The following is a 17,661-nucleotide window of genomic DNA, read 5'->3' as shown; positions in this document are numbered from 1 at the left end:
ACTTAATTGATAAATGATCAGGAGGAAATGAATTTATTGATGATTGAAATGGAGTTAGCGGCAACCATTAGTTCAAATGTCACTAGCTAATAGTAAAGAGGAAAAACAAATGTTATAGAGAAAGTATATTGAATGGTGGGTGAATAGAAAGCAGAGCCTTACATAATAATTAGAAGATAATCGTTATGTAGGGTGAAGATAAAAAGACGAAATCTAATGTGGTCAATGACCTCATTAGATTTCTCTCGATTCAAAACTCTTATTCTACTTTTTCATAATCACTGATATCTTCAGCAACGATCGGTTGACTCGTATCAATGTGGCCAAATAACTCTGAATGAACTTCTCCATCAATGAGAATTTGAGTCTCGTCGAATCCGAATTGCTGCATAGCCATAGCGATTTGTTGTACCAACATGTACTCTGTTCCAGAACCAACTTGGGCATTCAATAATTCAGAAGAGAAAGATACATGTGCGACACCTTCTTTATCTTCAACAGATTGTACCTCAACGTCACTAGGAATAATGGAAATGAGACCTTCTTCAGTTGGACCTTGAACCCAAGCTTCTAATGTTGCTACAAATAGAGCATCTTCAGTTATTTCTAACTGGCGTTCTACGCGGTACATGTCGATTACTTGATCATCTGAGAAAACAAGTTCAATTGAACTTGTAGTTTCCGAGCTACCTTCTTCATTAGTGGGTGTATCTTCTGCCTCTGTTTCAGTTTCAACCGTCTCAGAATCTACTTCTGGTTCTACTTCTTCATCTGTGTCTACTTCAGTTTCCTCTTCAACTAAATCACTGTTTTCTTCGGATTCAATGCCATCAGCAGGCTGTTCTTCTTGTTCGTTGCTTGTAGTTCCTTGACCACATGCACCTAGAAGAAGGATGGATAACCCTAGTAAGAGAAACATCCAATGTTTTTTCACGATACTTCCCCCTTTTTCTCGTTCATCCTTAAAAAGATAGTGATAGAGTTTCATAACTCTATCACTTAAATTCTACATCATTCATGTTGAAATTCAATGACCAATTTCGACATAGGTAATTAGAATGAGTTTTTTTGCAGGGGGGTGATCTTAGAATTTCTGGGCATTTGAGGAAGAAGAAAGCGGAAGAAAATGGTACAATAAAAAAAAGAATGTGTAGGAAGGAATTTTGCTTATGCCTCAAACGAAAGCTTTCAGGATTGGTTATGGGATTGTACTCCTTTTCATTATTATTTATTTAGGTTCGTTAATTGATTGGGTATTTACTCCATTTGTCATTCTAATCCAGACCTTATTCGCACCAATTATATTGGCTGGGGTTCTATTTTATTTATTTCGTCCTTTTGTAAACATACTATCAATGAAATTACCAAGGTCCATAGCTATTTTAATTTTGTATTGTGGTGTAATCGGCTTAGTAACAGCCCTTGTTTTCATCATAGGACCTGAATTACAGAAACAATTTTATAGTTTTACACGAAACATGCCTATTTTTATTAATGAAATTCGCGATATGTTTATTAATTTGCAAGAGAACGAGTACATCTCACGCTTCCAACAAGGTGAGAATTTTTCGATAGAAGAAATCACGATGGAATTTGCAAATTATCTTAATAATTTTGTTTCAGGTATCGGACACAATATTGCAAACTTTATTGGGATCATTGCAAATACAATTATTATCATCATTATCATTCCATTTGTGTTGTTTTACATGTTAAAGGAGGGGGAAAAGGCTCCGAACCAATTAGTGAAATTACTCCCTGAAAAAAGACAAAGTGAAGGCAGAGAAGTACTAAAAGCAATGGACTTTGCATTGAGCTCCTATATTCAAGGGCAAATTATTGTCAGTATTTGTGTAGGAGTATTAGCCTATGTTGCATTTCTCATCATAGGGCTTGATTATCCGCTTGTATTGGCTCTTGTGGCTATGTTTACCAATGTGATTCCGTTTATAGGACCATGGATTGGAACGTTACCAGCTGTCATTGTTGGATTTTTGCACTCTCCTTTTATGGCGCTACTTGTCATTTTGGTCGTTGTGGTCGTTCAACAGATTGAAAGCAATTTAATTTCACCACAAGTAATGGGGAGGAAATTATCGATTCATCCAATAACTATTATCTTTTTGCTTTTAGTTGCAGGAAGATTTGCAGGTTTACTCGGGCTTCTTTTAGCGGTGCCCACTTATGCAGTAGGGAAAGTTCTCGTGCTTCATATTTATCGATTATGGATATTGCGAAATACGACGATTGATTGACTTTCCTCATTTTCATTTGTATGGTTACAAGATAGACTATTATGAGGTGATAAAATGGCATTTGAACAAGATGGTATCAAGCAACTTGAAGTGGATGAATTGAAGGAACTAATCAAAAACGATACGAAAGAATCAATTATCATTGATGTTCGAGAAGTGGAAGAATATGAAGAAGCTCATATTCCAGGAATACCGTTAATTCCGATGAACACGATTCCGAATGTCATGGATCAATTAGATAAAGATCAATCATACTTATTTGTTTGCCGAAGTGGAAACAGAAGTCAAAATGTTGCTCTCTATCTTCAAAATCAAGGATTTCAAAACGTCCAAAATTATTTTGGCGGAATGCTTGCGTGGGACGGAGAAGTGAAAAAAGGTCCTGAATGGATTGTTAGTGATGTGAAGGAATTAAAAAAATAATAACTATAAGGTTTGTTCTCTGATTAGAGGACAGACTTTTTTTATGCGGAGCGAAAAAGTACACCAGAAGTGTTCGAAACGAAGTTGGCAATGGCTCCGCACGCTGCTTCGAGCTATTTGAAAAAGGAGAAAAAGCACCCCTTTTTCAAATGGCCATCTTATAGATGGTCTGTTTTCTTCGAGTAGTCGTGTTTTCCGTGTTGTGCATTTGAACGTGCGTGTTCGTTTTTTTGACGATTTAATGCATTGTTGTCTTTTTTCTTTTTGTTATTATCACCCGTTCGAGACATGATTTCACCTTCTTTCGTCATTTTTCTTTTATAGATTGTCCTAATTGTGAAGTTGTATGAACAAAATAGGAAGTTTCGTTTTTATATTAGCGGGTATACAGACTGTACACTCACAAGAAAAGGTGGAGATAATATGGGTAGAAAATCAATGATTGCATCAGTTGTTGCCATTGCCGGAACGACCACTGTTTTACTTGGAAAAAGAGGTCTGAGAGCGAAAGTGACGCAAACCGTTCATGAGGCGTATCATAAGATAACAGGAAAAAAAAAGAGAGAAGAAAAAGAGAAGCAACTGAAAATTGGGCATTCTCATCCACATGATTATGATGATAATAAGATGGTAGGAGAAGGTGCCCTGACAAGTGTACAGCACTATAACAAAAAGCAACAAATGAGTCACCAATAATTGGTGGCTCTTTTCTTGTGTACAAAGAGAAAGAGTGGTAAGGTGAATTCACTATTTTGGAATGCTATAATTAGGAAAAATGTTGAAAAAAGGTGGAGAATTTGATGATCACAATAAAAAATGAAACGATTGCTCAAGTTCCAACGTTACATGTAGTGAAGGAAGAATCGCGATGTGAACAAGTGATCCCTACTATCTTTTTCTTTCATGGCTTTACCAGTGCAAAAGAACATAACTTACATGTAGCTTATTTACTAGCAGAAAAAGGATTTCGTGTGATATTACCTGATGCTCTCCATCATGGTGAGCGTGAAGACGCATTAAAAGGGAATAAAAGAGAGCTTGCTTTTTGGGAAATCATTTTAACATCGATTAAGGAATTAGACGAAATGAAGCAAGAATTAGAAGCAAGAGAGCTTATAAATGGAGAAAAAGTTGGAGTTATCGGTACGTCCATGGGCGCTATAACCATGTTTGGTGCACTTACTCAATATCAATGGATTCAAACTGCAGTTTCGTTTATGGGAACGGCTTACTATGAAACATTTGCCAACCGACTGTTAGAAGTCGTGGAACAAAAGGAACTTACGATTGAGCAACAAATGAAGGAAACAATCTTACGAAATATTAAACCATTTGATTTATCAGCCCAATTAGATAAGTTAGGTGGACGTCCGTTGTTGATTTGGCATGGGAAGGAAGACAAAGTCGTCCCTTATCCTTTCTCAGAGAATTTGTATCAAGCATTAGCAGCAAACTATGAAGATGCCCCAGAGAACCTTCAATTTCTTGCTGAGGAAAAAATAGGCCATAAAGTATCGCGGAGAGCGGTTCTGACTTCTGTAGGGTGGTTCGAACAACATCTATTATCAAATAAGGTAACTTCATAATTGGGTTTGAATAAGAGAGAGATGAAAATAGTAAAAGAAATTCAGAAGATTATTGTCATTGTTATTGGCGCATTCTTTTTAGCTGCTGGGTTAAATTTCTTTTTAATACCAGCCAATGTATTTGCTAGTGGGTTTACTGGGGTAGCCCAATTAATAGCCACCGTTATTCCTTTGTCTACAGGGGTTTTACTCTTTCTATTAAACATACCTGTAGCCATTATAGGCTGGATGAAAATCGGAAGAAGTTTTACGTTTTATAGCTTTGTTAATGTTGCTCTAACGACTTTCTTTTTAGAACTATTACCGGTTTGGCAATTTTCACCTGATATCTTGCTTAATGCAGTATTTGGTGGTGTCATTTTAGCATTTGGAGCTGGAATTACTTTGAAATGGGGCGCTTCCTCTGGTGGTCTTGATATAATTGCGTTAATATTATCTAGAGTTAGTGATCGTCCAGTAGGAATTTACTTTTTAGTGTTAAATAGTATTATTGTTATTACTGCTGGATTGTTATTTGATCCAGAACAAGCGCTGTATACACTTGTGGCGGTATATGTGTCATCACGAGTTATTGATGCCATTTATACTCGTCATGTGAAATTAACAGCGATGATCGTCACAAAACAAGCTGAACAATTAAGAGAGGCCATTCATGATCGAGTGACAAGAGGAATTACAAGAATTCCTGCCAAGGGTGGATATACGGCAGATGAGAAAGAAATTCTGATGATCGTTATTACACGATATGAATTATACGAATTAAAACAAGTCATACAAGAGGTTGATCCTGATGCCTTTACAAATATTGTTGAAACAGCGGGGATATTTGGTTTGTTTCGGAAAGAATGAGGGGGATGAATCGAGATGAGGAAACTAATATGGCTTTTTTCTTTACTCATTGTACTGAGTGCATGTGGACAAGGGGTTAATGCACCAGGTCCGACAGTTGAAGGAGATGAAGAATTGGCAAGTGCAGAATGGTTATTTGAGGTTGGGACAGAACAAACTGATAATGAATTGAATATAAAGCTTAACGTAACGAACAATAAAGAGGAAGCTTCCACAATCGATTTTTCATCTGGACAAAAATATGAAATTGTTCTTGTAGATAAAGATGGGGCAGAGACATACCGCTACTCTAATGGCCGAATGTTTACGATGGCCCTTGTCCATGAATCATTTGAGCCTGGTGAGTCAAAAGAATTTAGCGAAACGATTTCCCTAGACGAAATGGAAGCAGGAACCTATACACTAACAGCACAATTAGTACTTGCAGCCATAGACGGCGAGCAGTGGAGTGAAGATGGAACTTTCCAAAAAAGTCTAGATGTTGAGATTAAATAAAGAATAATCATTAGAATGAGGCTGTCTCACCTTGAGAGACAGCCTCTATTACTTTCATTAGCCCCGCAAAAGTCGCAACCCATTTAAAATGACAAGAATAGTGCTTCCCTCATGTCCAATTACACCGAGTGGAAGTGAAATTTGTCCCATGAAGTTGGAGATGATTAGCAAGAGGATAACAGCGATGGAGAAAACAATATTTTGTTTCACAATTCGGTTCATTCGTTTAGATAAGGTGATTGCTTTCGCTATTTTTGATAAGTCATTTTTCATAAGAACGATGTCGGATGTTTCGATGGCGGCATCTGTGCCACCTCCCATTGCAATTCCGACATTAGCTGTTGCGAGAGCAGGTGCATCATTAATTCCATCACCTACCATCGCAGTGGTTTGATACGTATCAGTTAATCGTTTAATTTCAGTCACTTTCTCTTCGGGTAAGCAATTAGCTACAAAGTCATCAACGTCTGTTATCTTCTGAATGGCTTTTGCTGTTTTTTCTTGATCACCCGTAAGCATCACCGTGTAGATTCCTTGCTTTTTAAAAGACTTAATTGCATCGATTGTTTCTGGGCGGACTAAATCCGAAAGGGCGAATAGTCCAACGATTTCATCTTCGTAACTAACATAAACAAGTGTTTTACCTTCTTCTGATAGCTTGCTAGTTTCGGCAGGGTAAAAAGCATCTGCTAGAGAATCTCCCATAAAACTGCCCTTGCCAACTTTCCATTTTGTATTTGAAATCGTTGCTTCTATCCCAAATCCAGTAACATCTTGCATGTGATCAACATTCAAAATAGACGTTACTCCTTGATCCTTTGCAAAACGAACAACGGCTTCCGCTAATGGATGGGTCGATAACTTTTCAATAGAAGAGACCACTTGTAGAAATTCATGACGGTCGATCCCGTCACGAATAAGTACGTTTGCTACTTCTGGTTTTCCTTTTGTTAATGTACCTGTTTTGTCTAAGGCAATAGCCTTTAATGTAGCCAATTTTTCTAAGTGCATACCACCTTTGAATAGAATGCCTTGACGAGCTCCATTTGACACAGCAGAAAGTGTAGCTGGCATTACCGAGGCAACGAGTGCACAAGGGGATGCAACAACAAGCAGTACCATCGCTCGATACCACGTTTCGGTCCAACTCCAACCAAGTAAATAATGAGGAAGGAACATCATGACCCCAACTAGCACTAGAACCACTTTCACATAAGTGCCTTCAAATTTTTCGATAAATTGCTGAGATGGTGTTTTTTCTTTTTTTGCCGTTTGGACGAGGTCAATAATCTTTTGGAAGAGAGATTCTTTACTTTTTTTTGTAACCGATATAACAATCACACCATTTTTGTTTACCGTTCCAGCAAAAACGTTGTCGTTGATTGTTTTGTCAAGAGGAATTGATTCGCCACTTAGAGCGGACTCATCAATCATTGTCTGTCCACGAATAATTTGACCATCAGCAGGGACTCGCTCTCCAGATTTTATTAGAACATGATCACCGATTGATAGTTGTGATATATTGATTAATTGTTCACCTTGTTCAAATAGCACAGTCGCTGTTTCAGGTTGAATATCTAGTAAGGCTGAAATTTCACGATGACTTTTGTTCATCGTATAGGTTTCTAAGGCACCACTTAATGAAAAGATAAAAATTAAGATCGCACCTTCAACCCAATATCCAATGATTGCAGAACCAATAGCAGCAAAAATCATTAACAATTCAACATTGAGTGAACGATTATGAATGACGTCTAATAGCCCTTCTTTTGCCTTGAAATATCCACCAATTACATACGCGCTTAAAAATAATGAAATTGATATTGACGAATAACCAAAATGCTCCGTCAACCAAGCAATAAGAATCATGACACCACTAGTAAGAGCGAAAATGAGCTCGAGATAATGTTCACTAACTGTAAATTTCTTATCTTTTTTACCATCACAGCTTTGTTGATTGGCACACACATTTTGAAAAAGGTCGCACTGAGTACACTCAAGTTGTCGAATATTCATTTTGTTCTCCTCCTGTCATGAATAAAAATAAGGATGTAACTTAATTGAGAATAGATATTAATTAATAATATTAATTATTATATGGTTAATAAGTTATTTATAATTATTTTAAATTAAATTATATTTATCCTTATCATATTAGAAAAAAAATCATTTGGCAACAGTTATAAAACACTTATTTTATAAGAGACTCAAAAACATTTCTCAATTAGTAATTGTAATTGATTATCATTACTAATTGTAGTTGTAGATAGTTATACGAGAAATAATAAAGTGTAGTTGAGAATGGATATTAGTAACGATGTAAAGACCTTTACTAGTTCTAATTAAATAATTCTAAAGTAGAAGGGAGAGAACGTAGAAAAGGGACTAACGCTGAAAAGGAAAATGATAACCAGTTATTCTCTTGAAGGATGAGAGAGGTTAATAAGTATCGAGTGGGAAGGGAAAAAGAGGAAAAGTGATGTGAAGTTAATAGAGTGTGAAATAAAATGTCATTTAAAAGTTGTACTATGAATAATAACTCGTATATGTGTTTAAGAGAGAGGTGACTCAAATTAGTAGTGTAAGGGGATATGTTTTGAGTCATCCTCTTTTTAAAGGAAGTGTTGCTGGATATCTAAACTGTAACAATTACTTACAGAAAGATGCTCCAACAATGATTAATAAAATAAACAGCACGACAATTAAGACGAAGCTGTTATTTGGACAGTACGCACCAGCAACTGGCCCGCCATAACCATAGCACCCATATCCGTAACCCATGGAGAATACCTCCTTTCTAATGGAACTACTTTATGATATGCGAAGTTCTGAAAAATGTCTTAGAAATAAGGAGGATTAAGAAAAGGATTCAGGAAGTTGGCATGAGCTATGTTTATTCATAACAAAGAGGAAGCTCAAAAGGTATATAGTGACCTAATGAGACTTCCTCTTGTTTTTTGACCTCGGTATAAAAATAGTTGCCTATGCGTGCTTTTCCTTATCCCACTTTAGGTCTTCTGATCAAACGAACGATGAACTCCGGACGAAGAGTAGCTTTGAACCATTTTATGTAGGTTTTTGTGTGCTTCTCTTAATTTAATCGTTTCATCAACAATTTTTTGAAATCCCTCGAGATCCTTATCAGATGCATTTAATACCGATTTTGAAATTCCTTCGGCGATTTGTTGTAAGGTAAAGTCTCGGCTCACGAACAACGACCACCTTTCTTGGTTTATTGGAAGTTTCACTCTTTAACTAATTTCTGAAAGAGTTATCATTTTCCTGCAAACAACTACAAAAAACTTATCAACATAACTCATTAGAATTAGTTATAAACTTCATGTTTAAAAGAGATCTAACACTGATATGTTGATCCTCTGAATTTACGCAAGAATTGCTATTACAGTTCCAACATTATCGTATATTGTTTGTTAGATAAAGTATAGCTAGTCCATGACTTTCTAGTTTTCTTAGAGAATTTTACAACTTTCACGGTAAGTTTCCATATTTTTTTGAATAATATAAAGCATATAAAACACTAGGTAGCCTGTACCTAGTGTTTAAGGGGGAGAGTGAAATCAAATGGTGGAGAAGCTGTATCTTTCTTCTCCTCGTATATTGAATGTGTGTGTTATCTCCACTTTCGTAATGCTTCCTCTTGTATCGCTTTTTTTAAAAGGCGATACTGATCATCTTCTGAATCGCCAGTTGGGCTCGTTTTTGGGGTAGAGTTTACCTCAATATCTTTTCCGTACCAGAAAGCAGAAAAAGGTTTTTCCAATTGTTTCAAATTAGCTTACTCCTTTTGTGTTGGAATGGTCAATTGAATAAGTTCAATTATTTCATCGTTCGTTAATTCTGTTACACGTTGTTCACCTGCAGCAAGAATTTGATCAGCTAATGCTTGTTTCTGCAAAAGCATACGGTCAATTCTTTCTTCTAATGTTCCAGTCGTCACAAGTTTATGGACAGTAACATCTTTCGTTTGACCGATGCGGTAAGCGCGGTCCGTTGCTTGATTTTCAACAGCAGGATTCCACCAGCGATCATAATGAACAACATTGGTTGCTGCTGTTAGATTAAGTCCTACTCCACCAGCCTTTAAAGAAAGAACAAAAAAGTTGATGTTCTCACCTGTTTGAAAAGCCTGAATCGCTTCTTGGCGTTTTGATCTTGTTAGGCTTCCATGTAAAAAAGGAACTGTTTGCTTAAAGCGTTTTTCAAGTGCTTTCGTTAGTAATCCACCCATCTCTTTATATTGTGAGAAAATAAGAATCTTTTCTTTTTTTGCAAAGAGGTCATTTGCTAAAGTGACTAACGTATCCCACTTACCTGATTCGTGGTCTTCTAGAGAACGTTCCTTGAGAAAATGAGCAGGATGATTACAGATTTGCTTGAGTTTCGTTAGGCTTCGTAAAATAAGTGCTCTTCGCTCAAATGCTGTTACTTCATTTAATTTTGTTACGATGTCATCAACAACAGCTTGATAGAGTGCCGCTTGTTCAACAGACAAATGAACATGATGAACTTTTTCTTCTTTTTTCGGTAACCCTAACTGCAAAGTCTGATCTGATTTTTTACGTCTAAGAATAATCGGATGAATAAGCTTCTGTAGCTTTTGCAATTGCTTTTCATCTTGATCGCGTTCAATTGGCTTCATGAAAGTCATTTGAAAATCTTGGTATGACCCTAAATAGGTTGGGTTTAATACATCGAGTAATGACCAAAGCTCGCGTAAACGATTTTCGATAGGAGTACCTGTTAAGGCAACTCGATGTGTTGCCTTCATTTTCTTCATGACACGGCGCTGTTTCGTTTCAACATTTTTAATGTGTTGTGCCTCGTCCAGTACGAGACCATTCCAAGTGATTTGTTGGAACAACTCAGCGTCTCTCACTACCAATTGATAAGACGTAATCACTAAATCCCACTCTAATGCATGTAAATTTTTTTCATCAAGACGTGTCGGTCCGTGATGGACAAACACACGAAGTGAAGGGGCAAATTGTTCACACTCATTCACCCAATTGTAAAGAAGTGATGTAGGACAAATAAGTAAGAAAGGAGAATGGGCAACCTCTGCTTCTTTTTGCGCTTTTAAGACGTAGAGAATGTAGGCGATCGTTTGAATGGATTTACCAAGTCCCATATCATCAGCTAAACAACCGCCGAAACCGGTTCGTCTTAAATGAATGAGCCAAGAAACTCCTTCATGTTGATAGTGGCGTAGCTCTCCTTTCAATTCTGCGGGTATTTGAATTAGGGAAGGCGACGTTGTATAAAGCTCTTTGATAGAATTGGTTAATTCTTTTCCCCACGAAACATCCCAATCGATATCATCGTCTAAATCAGATTTGCCGTCTTCTTCAAGTTGATCTAACCGCCAAGTTTCTAAGAAAGAAGAACTATTTTCTGCGCCTTCTAAGTAATGCAACAGCTTATTGGCTAATGAACGGTCCCAAGACATCCATTCACCATTTGCATAAAGAAATGGGCGTTGTCCATCAACAAATTCCTCAAAGTCCTTTTTGCTAATCGAACTATCACCTAGTGCAATATCGTACGTAAAAGAAGCAACACTTTGCCAATCTAGTAAAGGTTCACTCGTTGCTCCGCCACCCTCAGGAGGTTGTATCCTTAGTTTGACGCGTGGCTTTTTCTTCTCAGTCATCCATTTTGGAACGATTAAATGAAAGCCGATTTGTTCAAGAGAGTGATCAACGGTCGTAAACAATTCATACGCTTGATCTGGACTCAATGATAAAGTTGGTGCAGATAACCGTAATGGTTTTAAAATATCAACAGTTTCTTTTGCTTTTTGTAGGTCAATTTTTAATTGAGCGATCGGATTTTCTCGCCAAGGATGCTCTCCTTTTTCTAATTGGTCCATCTCAACCATGATAGAAGGGCGCTTTCGATCAACCATGCAAAGAGAAACCTTCCATTCACCGTCTTTAGAAGTCGGTTCTTGTAAAGCTAAACTTGAGATGAAAGGCTTTGTTTGGACAACGCCTATTTGTTGCTGAAATACAGTTGTTGATAATTCTGTATCTAATTTACCTGTTTTTGTAAGCTTGTTTACAAATGGTAGCCATTTTTCGTTAACAGATTGCTGCCATTCTATATAGGCAGAAGAAACAGGTGGTGCTTTGAACAAAGACCGAATCATAGCATCTGATACGAGAGTTACGATTTCTTTTAATTGAGTAGCTGTTACGATACCGGTCGATTGCTTTTGGATATAGCTTGTATTTGCCCGAATCGATCGACCTGATAATGGAATCATTTCTAGCCACTTTTCATAAGGGAATTGTTCTAGTTGCCACTCTCCAGATGAAGTTGGTGAAAATGCGCCTTCAATTATATATTCTTGAACACTGTGAAAAAGCTTTAACCACATAATGAGGTCTGGAGCAAGTTCCAATTCACTTTCGTCATTCCATTCTTGAAATAGAGGCAAGTAAGTAATAAGTGAATCAATATCAAAAACAAGTCCTTCAAGTGGAAATGAGTATTGGTTCATGGATTCCTGTGCTTGGTAAACTGTCATTTCTCCTGCCATTGAAGAATACACTCTTGAGTGTATGGGCACATCTATGACCGCATTATCATTTTGAATAAACGTTCCATAGAAAGAGGTTTGATCAAATTGGAATAAGGTAAGTTTTAATTCAAAAGGTGAAAATAAAAAAGGATATTGAAAATTTACTATTTGATCGAAGCGAGACGTCGGTGCTCGCTCACCCCAAATGAAGAAAGATTCTTCTAGCCAACCGCCATGAATGATGATGTTAGAGGCCAATTCGTTTCAACTCCTCTATGAACGCTCTGTATGTTCGGTACAATTTCTTTAACCTTCTTACATAGTCCATAAATATAATTTTATCTTCTTGACTTTCATATAAAGATTGTAATTCTTTTAAATAAGCTGCAGCCTGTTCGTAGTGAACTCGTGACTTCTTTTCAACGAGTCGCACAATAAACTGATGATAAATAGGACGTACAAGTATAGGATTGGCATTTTTAACTGCATGTAATAAATCGACTTTTTCCTCCCGTAATTTAAGAGGATCTCGTTCATTTTTCAAAAGGTAGCGAACTGCTACTTCATGTTTTTCAAACGTAAGCAACATTTTTTCATATGTTTTTGCAACATCAAGTTGATGAAGACGTTGTTCAAGTTCTGGAAGTAAGCGTTCAATAAGATCTTGTTTCTGTTCACTTGACAAATGTTGAACATATGTTTGAAAACGATGAAAACTTGGTGACACTAGCCACCTCTTCCAAATTGAATCCTGTTCTTTTGAACTAATCGGTAAGGCTGTGTTCATCTCGTCTGCAAACTTCTGAAGTGACCCATACTGGCCATTATCCTTTTTCGGAAATAAGACACTGAACCATTGTTTCATCGTACGCCAGCGGCCACGAGTTTTTAATAGTTGATAGTGTGATGCTACATCTTGTTCATGAAAAGTCGCTTTATGCTTTTGGAGAATCGCCAAAGATGTTACTTCTTTACCGGCTAGTAAGGCTACATAGCTATAGCAAAGAGCAAAATTTCGCGAACAATCCGTAGCTGTAATCGATTTAGACAGAAACTGGTCGTATACAAAGTCGATCTGCTCTTGTTGCATTTGCTGAAGCAACTTGAAAAGGAGTGATGGCCAAGGGGCATTCTCTACTTTAGGATCAGCAATTATAAGATCAAGCAATATAGTCAAAAATTGGCGGTATTGTTCTTGATCTATTTCAGGAACATACTCCAAGATATCGTGACTAATGGATTGGTAGAAGTAAGAGAACCGGCGTTCAAAATCTTCGTAATGATTCTTACTTCTAGAAAGTGAATAGATTCCTCTCATATATGTTAAGAGGTCTTGCCATGGCTTATCACTAGTTAGGTTAGCCACTCGTTTTTTGGCGTCATTTGAAACTTGCTCAAGGTTTCGATTGTTCACGTATCTTGAGGAAGTAATCAATTTATACGTGTGGGCCACATCTTGTTTGAGTACACGATACTGTTCTGACTCTTCTTGAAAAAGCGAGCTATTGGTCATAAGTCTCACCTACTTTGCGAAAAATTCCATTCTTCCATTGTATCGTTTTAAAAGGAAGAAGAAAAGGGAACAAAGAAATTAGCTTGAAGAGTTTGTTTAAAAAGGGGCGATTTCGAGGGCACTGAAAAAGTCCATCGAGGAAGCGGCAATGGCTCCGCACGTTGCGCGCCTGCTATGAGAAACCCACTCATAGCGGGCTTTAAAACAAGGCAACGGCTACGCTCATTGCTTAAATGCCACTGAAAAAGTTAAAAATCAACCTTTTTCAGTGGCTTCGCGATTTCCCCCTTTTTGAAAGGAAAATTTATAGTGGATCAATAGAAGTATGAAAATCTACTCAGAGAAGGCAATGGCTCCACACGCTGCAAGATTTTGATTCTTTTACAGAACAACTGATAAGAGCATTAGTACGACAATACTACTCATTACGACGACGATCAAATTCGTACCGATATAGGCAACGATAATAGCCGTGATACTACTTATGATCCCATACCAAATATTTGCATGAATAGTTAGAACACCAGGAAATATTAATGCCCCTAAAGCTGCGTAAGGTACATTACGTAAAATTGCTTGAAACCATGCAGGGATTTTTTCAACATCCATAAACACAAGCGGAAGCATCCGTGGAATATACGTGACAAGAGCCATACCGGCAATGATCAATAAATTTGTCATGTTCATATCAATTGCCACCTTTACGGTAGAATAATTCAATTCCTGCAGAGGCAAATAATGTGGCAATGATAATCGACCACCCACTTGGCATGAAAAGGGAAGCGATGCTATTACATATCGCAGCACTTACAGCTAGTACCATAACTTTTTGATGTTTTTTTATGAAAGGCATAAGTAAGGCAAAGCGGCAGGAAAATATCCTATTGCAATGCTAGAACCAGCCAATAATCCTTTTGAAAAAGCTGATCTTTGATTTGATATAGCAGTTGTGGACATTCTGTTTCTCCCTTTCACATTCGTTAGAACTTTAATAAGAAAACTCGATCTAGAAGTATAACATTTTGATTGTAAGATAGGCAGTAAATTTTTTACAAGTGATAACCACCTGTATTACCCTACGAATTGTACGAAAGTTAGGATGGGAGTAGATGGTGACGAGAGAGTTGAATAGAGGTCCCGAAAAAATGCAAGCACGACTAAATGTGCTTGCATTTTTCGTTGCATGTAAGGAGTGCAACGAATATAGATGCATTGTTGTGAATTTTTTAGAGGAGTTGTTCAACTTGTTCACGACGTGATAATAGTTTCTTTAACTTTTTTTTGTGAGACTCAATTAACCAGTCGTCTGAATCGAGAAGAGCTTCGTGTAGCTCCATTAGGACATAATCAATTTCAAGATTCATCATATTATATATCGTACGTGGCTCAAGTGACTTCCCATCATCTTTGTACTGAATCATCGATCCATTTCGGTTCATCATGACCTTTTCACTCCCATCAATTTCGATCATCGACTCAATATCACCGGATTGGTATGAAGTAATATAGAGGGGGCCTTCGGTGGAACGTTTTACAATGCCATTGCCTTTTTCATGTTGCAGCAGCTTCTCAAGCGCACTTGCTAACACATCATCATATAAAAGAAGACTGTCAGCAGAAAGGGTGAGAAATTCTGTATTTCGGATAAAAGGGAGCTCATGAACTGAATCCTCTAGTTCAATCATAAGGTAAATCGTTTTTACATCATAACGCCAAAAGAGAGAGTAATGTTGACTCATCATTCTTTTAATAAACTGGTGTAATGCTGGTTTAGATAGCTCGATATAGACATCGGAAAACTCCACTTCAACAAACGAATCTCTCATCATAATGCAAACACTCCTTTGACAGCTTCACATTGTTAAGGTTATGGTTGCTTTATCATATGTTGAATAATTTAAAAAAAGAAGCAAAACGCCCAGTTTCAAGAGAAATGGGCGTGCTTAATATATACAAAAACGGCTCCACTTATTGCTTAGATTGTGTTCAAAAGGGTTGGTTTTCACCCTTTTGAACACAATCTAAAAAAACTGCTGAAATATCAGCAGTTAGAAGCGAGATCCGTATCGTTTTGAGATGATATCATGAAAGCCTAGTGAGTTATACAAGGCTTTTGTGGCTTCATTGTTAATGCCTGTTTCAAGTTCAATTCCTTTAATTTGTTCCTGCTCAGCCCAATAAATAACCTGCAGCAATAACTTTTTGGCGATTCCTTGATTGCGGTGTTCTTGATGGACATATAGGTCATTTAACCAAATATAGTGACCACCCTTATCAATACTTAATGCAACATTTAAAAAGGCTGCTCCAACAAGCGTGTCTTCTTTTTCTGCTACAAAAATATGTGCCTGTGAATCTTTTTTTAAGGCTAAATCAAGAGTTGTCATTAGCTGTTGATAAGCATCTTTAGCGCCAATTGGTTCAATCTGCCCCATAAATAAATTGGCAATTCGTCGTTTGAATTGGATATCTACGTCTTTATCCACCTCATACACTTTCACCATTCTCCCAGTTCCCCCTACAATAAACCATTTAGTAATAGCTCAAGCGTAACACAAAACAAAGAAAGTGAGTAGATAAATAATTGAATGGCAAAGTGAGTTAGAGGTGTGAGATTGATCGCTAAAGATCTAATTCACTCATGTTAGAAAGATGTTCTTGCATATGCATAAGTTGATCTTGTTCTGCTGGTGAGGAGGTTAAAAACGCAGAATGTAAAGCTTCCTTTGCACGTTGCAGTTCTTTTTGGACAGCCTCTCGTTGAATATCTGTCTCAGCAGCTAATGATAGCAACTCAAACCGAGCGACAGATTCACGAGCTTCTTGAAAGCTTTGAGGATGGTCCATTATTGAGCACCCAATTCACGATTTTTACTTTGGTTTCGCTCCGATTTTCCAAGAGTCATATCACTCATAGTTACCGTGTCCATTTCTGTTTCGTTAGTAGGTTGAGCAGCAACTTTTTCTTGCGTGATGGCTCTGTTTGAACGTGATTTTTTACTCATTTTTCTTTGCCCCTTTAAAATGAAATTCGTACGTTCTTAACGTACCCAATTCATTCCATCTCATTCTACACCTTATCGTAAATGTAGGGCTTCTTCTAAATAAAGGGCAATTCCATCTTCTTCGTTTGTTCGTGTAACTGAATTAGCTAGTACTTTTAATTCATTGATTGCATTTCCCATTGCGATCCCTTGCCCGGCATATTCAATCATTTCAAGATCATTGTCCTCATCCCCAAAAGCAATGATACGCTCTTTGGGGATATTGTAGAAATCAGCCACTTTTTTGAGTCCTATAGCTTTATTCATTCCCGCTTTTACAATTTCAATAACATTCCACGGGGCTCCCCAAACTCTTTGGTCAATTACTTCGGCATGAGCGTCAACAAGGAGTTCGCGCAACTGTTTGACATGGTGGTCTTGTGGATGGATCAGTATGCAAGTTGGATCATCCTTTAAAATATGTAGTAAGTTTCCGTGATCAACAGGGTTTTGACCAGATAGAAAAGTCTCAACAAACACTTCATCAAAGGTACGTAGGTAAAAATCATCGATTACTTCTACCATAATATTACTAACGTTAAAGGCTTCACACGTTTCAATGACTGTTTTGGCAGTCTGAAGATCAAGCGGAGAATGATACGTACCGAAGCTTTTATCATGGGGGTGATGAACGAAAGCGCCGTTAAAATTAACAATTGCTGTATTTAGATTTAATTCCTGGTAATACTGGATGCTAGCTCGATACGGACGGCCAGTTGAAATGGACACAATATGTCCTTGCTCTCTAGCCTTTGCTATTATTTGTTTCGATCTATGGGAAATTGTTTTATCATTGGTAAGCAATGTACCATCTAAATCTAGTGCAATCAAATGTTGTTTTGGCATCAAATCTTCCTCTCAAGAATTTTCCTTATTCGTTCAAATTTTCTTACTTACAAATGTGTTATGATAGACATGCTTTTTATAGTGAATTCTCCACAAAGGAGGGAAA

General features: G+C 37.3%; 19 protein-coding genes and 1 pseudogene. 6 read left to right on the top strand and 14 right to left on the bottom strand.

The window, feature by feature from the left end; genetic code table 11:
* Positions 1-259: 259 nt before the first annotated feature.
* The gene (locus SAZ04_RS00495; RefSeq protein WP_332689364.1) at positions 260-934 is read right to left on the bottom strand and encodes a GerMN domain-containing protein; all 675 of its coding nucleotides are present in this window, start codon (positions 932-934) and stop codon (positions 260-262) included.
* 235 nt (positions 935-1,169) lie between these two features.
* Here SAZ04_RS00495 and SAZ04_RS00490 point away from each other — a divergent pair, with 235 nt between their 5' ends.
* Both SAZ04_RS00490 and SAZ04_RS00485 read left to right on the top strand, forming a co-directional pair.
* Positions 1,170-2,255: an AI-2E family transporter gene (locus SAZ04_RS00490; protein WP_332689361.1), complete on the top strand. Its 1,086-nt coding sequence runs from the start codon at positions 1,170-1,172 to the stop codon at positions 2,253-2,255.
* 54 nt (positions 2,256-2,309) lie between these two features.
* Positions 2,310-2,678: a rhodanese-like domain-containing protein gene (locus SAZ04_RS00485; RefSeq protein ID WP_332689358.1), complete on the top strand. Its 369-nt coding sequence runs from the start codon at positions 2,310-2,312 to the stop codon at positions 2,676-2,678.
* A 158-nt stretch (positions 2,679-2,836) separates the two neighbouring features.
* On the opposite strand, the gene SAZ04_RS00480 is transcribed toward SAZ04_RS00485, so the two are convergent.
* Entirely contained in the window at positions 2,837-2,968 is a 132-nt protein-coding gene (locus tag SAZ04_RS00480) for a DUF3941 domain-containing protein (protein WP_332689355.1), read from the bottom strand.
* Positions 2,969-3,101: 133 nt separating this feature from the next.
* On the opposite strand from SAZ04_RS00480, the gene SAZ04_RS00475 reads away from it, so the two are divergent.
* The 4 genes from SAZ04_RS00475 to SAZ04_RS00460 all read left to right on the top strand — a co-directional run bounded on the left by SAZ04_RS00475 (position 3,102) and on the right by SAZ04_RS00460 (position 5,608).
* The gene (locus SAZ04_RS00475) at positions 3,102-3,374 is read left to right on the top strand and encodes a hypothetical protein (RefSeq protein WP_332689352.1); all 273 of its coding nucleotides are present in this window, start codon (positions 3,102-3,104) and stop codon (positions 3,372-3,374) included.
* Positions 3,375-3,478: 104 nt separating this feature from the next.
* The gene (gene yjfP / locus SAZ04_RS00470) at positions 3,479-4,264 is read left to right on the top strand and encodes an esterase (RefSeq protein ID WP_332689349.1); all 786 of its coding nucleotides are present in this window, start codon (positions 3,479-3,481) and stop codon (positions 4,262-4,264) included.
* Between the two features lie 21 nt (positions 4,265-4,285).
* Positions 4,286-5,113: a YitT family protein gene (locus SAZ04_RS00465; RefSeq protein WP_332689919.1), complete on the top strand. Its 828-nt coding sequence runs from the start codon at positions 4,286-4,288 to the stop codon at positions 5,111-5,113.
* A 15-nt stretch (positions 5,114-5,128) separates the two neighbouring features.
* Positions 5,129-5,608 (top strand): BsuPI-related putative proteinase inhibitor, encoded by a 480-nt coding sequence (locus SAZ04_RS00460; RefSeq protein WP_332689347.1) that lies wholly within the window; start codon positions 5,129-5,131, stop codon positions 5,606-5,608.
* A 57-nt stretch (positions 5,609-5,665) separates the two neighbouring features.
* On the opposite strand, the gene SAZ04_RS00455 is transcribed toward SAZ04_RS00460, so the two are convergent.
* The 12 genes and pseudogenes from SAZ04_RS00455 to SAZ04_RS00400 form a co-directional block, all read right to left on the bottom strand.
* Positions 5,666-7,624 (bottom strand): heavy metal translocating P-type ATPase, encoded by a 1,959-nt coding sequence (locus SAZ04_RS00455; RefSeq protein WP_332689344.1) that lies wholly within the window; start codon positions 7,622-7,624, stop codon positions 5,666-5,668.
* A gap of 633 nt (positions 7,625-8,257) precedes the next feature.
* Positions 8,258-8,329 (bottom strand): annotated as a pseudogene (locus SAZ04_RS23315) (YjcZ family sporulation protein); the annotation flags it as partial.
* Between the two features lie 287 nt (positions 8,330-8,616).
* Positions 8,617-8,817, bottom strand: coding sequence for a hypothetical protein (locus SAZ04_RS00445; RefSeq protein ID WP_332689339.1), 201 nt, complete (start codon positions 8,815-8,817; stop codon positions 8,617-8,619).
* Positions 8,818-9,239: 422 nt separating this feature from the next.
* Positions 9,240-9,398, bottom strand: coding sequence for a hypothetical protein (locus SAZ04_RS00440; RefSeq protein ID WP_332689336.1), 159 nt, complete (start codon positions 9,396-9,398; stop codon positions 9,240-9,242).
* A gap of 6 nt (positions 9,399-9,404) precedes the next feature.
* Positions 9,405-12,410 carry a DEAD/DEAH box helicase gene (locus SAZ04_RS00435; RefSeq protein WP_332689333.1) on the bottom strand — a complete coding sequence of 1,002 codons (3,006 nt, stop codon included), beginning with the start codon at positions 12,408-12,410 and terminating at the stop codon, positions 9,405-9,407.
* Positions 12,400-13,665 (bottom strand): hypothetical protein, encoded by a 1,266-nt coding sequence (locus tag SAZ04_RS00430; RefSeq protein ID WP_332689330.1) that lies wholly within the window; start codon positions 13,663-13,665, stop codon positions 12,400-12,402. The genes SAZ04_RS00435 and SAZ04_RS00430 overlap by 11 nt, the downstream gene beginning before the upstream one ends.
* Positions 13,666-14,046: 381 nt before the next feature.
* Positions 14,047-14,352 carry an AzlD domain-containing protein gene (locus SAZ04_RS00425; protein ID WP_332689327.1) on the bottom strand — a complete coding sequence of 102 codons (306 nt, stop codon included), beginning with the start codon at positions 14,350-14,352 and terminating at the stop codon, positions 14,047-14,049.
* 539 nt (positions 14,353-14,891) lie between these two features.
* A complete protein-coding gene (locus tag SAZ04_RS00420) occupies positions 14,892-15,494 on the bottom strand; it encodes a hypothetical protein (RefSeq protein ID WP_332689324.1) in 603 nt (200 codons plus the stop codon).
* 219 nt (positions 15,495-15,713) lie between these two features.
* Positions 15,714-16,169, bottom strand: coding sequence for a GNAT family N-acetyltransferase (locus SAZ04_RS00415; protein WP_332689321.1), 456 nt, complete (start codon positions 16,167-16,169; stop codon positions 15,714-15,716).
* A gap of 118 nt (positions 16,170-16,287) precedes the next feature.
* Positions 16,288-16,512: a DUF3813 domain-containing protein gene (locus SAZ04_RS00410; protein WP_332689318.1), complete on the bottom strand. Its 225-nt coding sequence runs from the start codon at positions 16,510-16,512 to the stop codon at positions 16,288-16,290.
* Positions 16,512-16,670 (bottom strand): hypothetical protein, encoded by a 159-nt coding sequence (locus SAZ04_RS00405; RefSeq protein ID WP_332689315.1) that lies wholly within the window; start codon positions 16,668-16,670, stop codon positions 16,512-16,514. Before SAZ04_RS00405 ends, SAZ04_RS00410 begins: the two co-directional genes overlap by 1 nt.
* Before the next feature lie 72 nt (positions 16,671-16,742).
* Entirely contained in the window at positions 16,743-17,555 is an 813-nt protein-coding gene (locus SAZ04_RS00400; RefSeq protein ID WP_332689312.1) for a Cof-type HAD-IIB family hydrolase, read from the bottom strand.
* Between the last annotated feature and the right edge of the window lie 106 nt (positions 17,556-17,661).

This window comes from Halalkalibacter lacteus (assembly GCF_036663595.1).
GTDB lineage: Bacteria > Bacillota > Bacilli > Bacillales > Bacillaceae_D > Halalkalibacter > Halalkalibacter lacteus.
The sequence above is the reverse complement of the archived record's forward strand: the minus strand, read 5'-3'. Positions and strand labels throughout refer to the sequence as shown.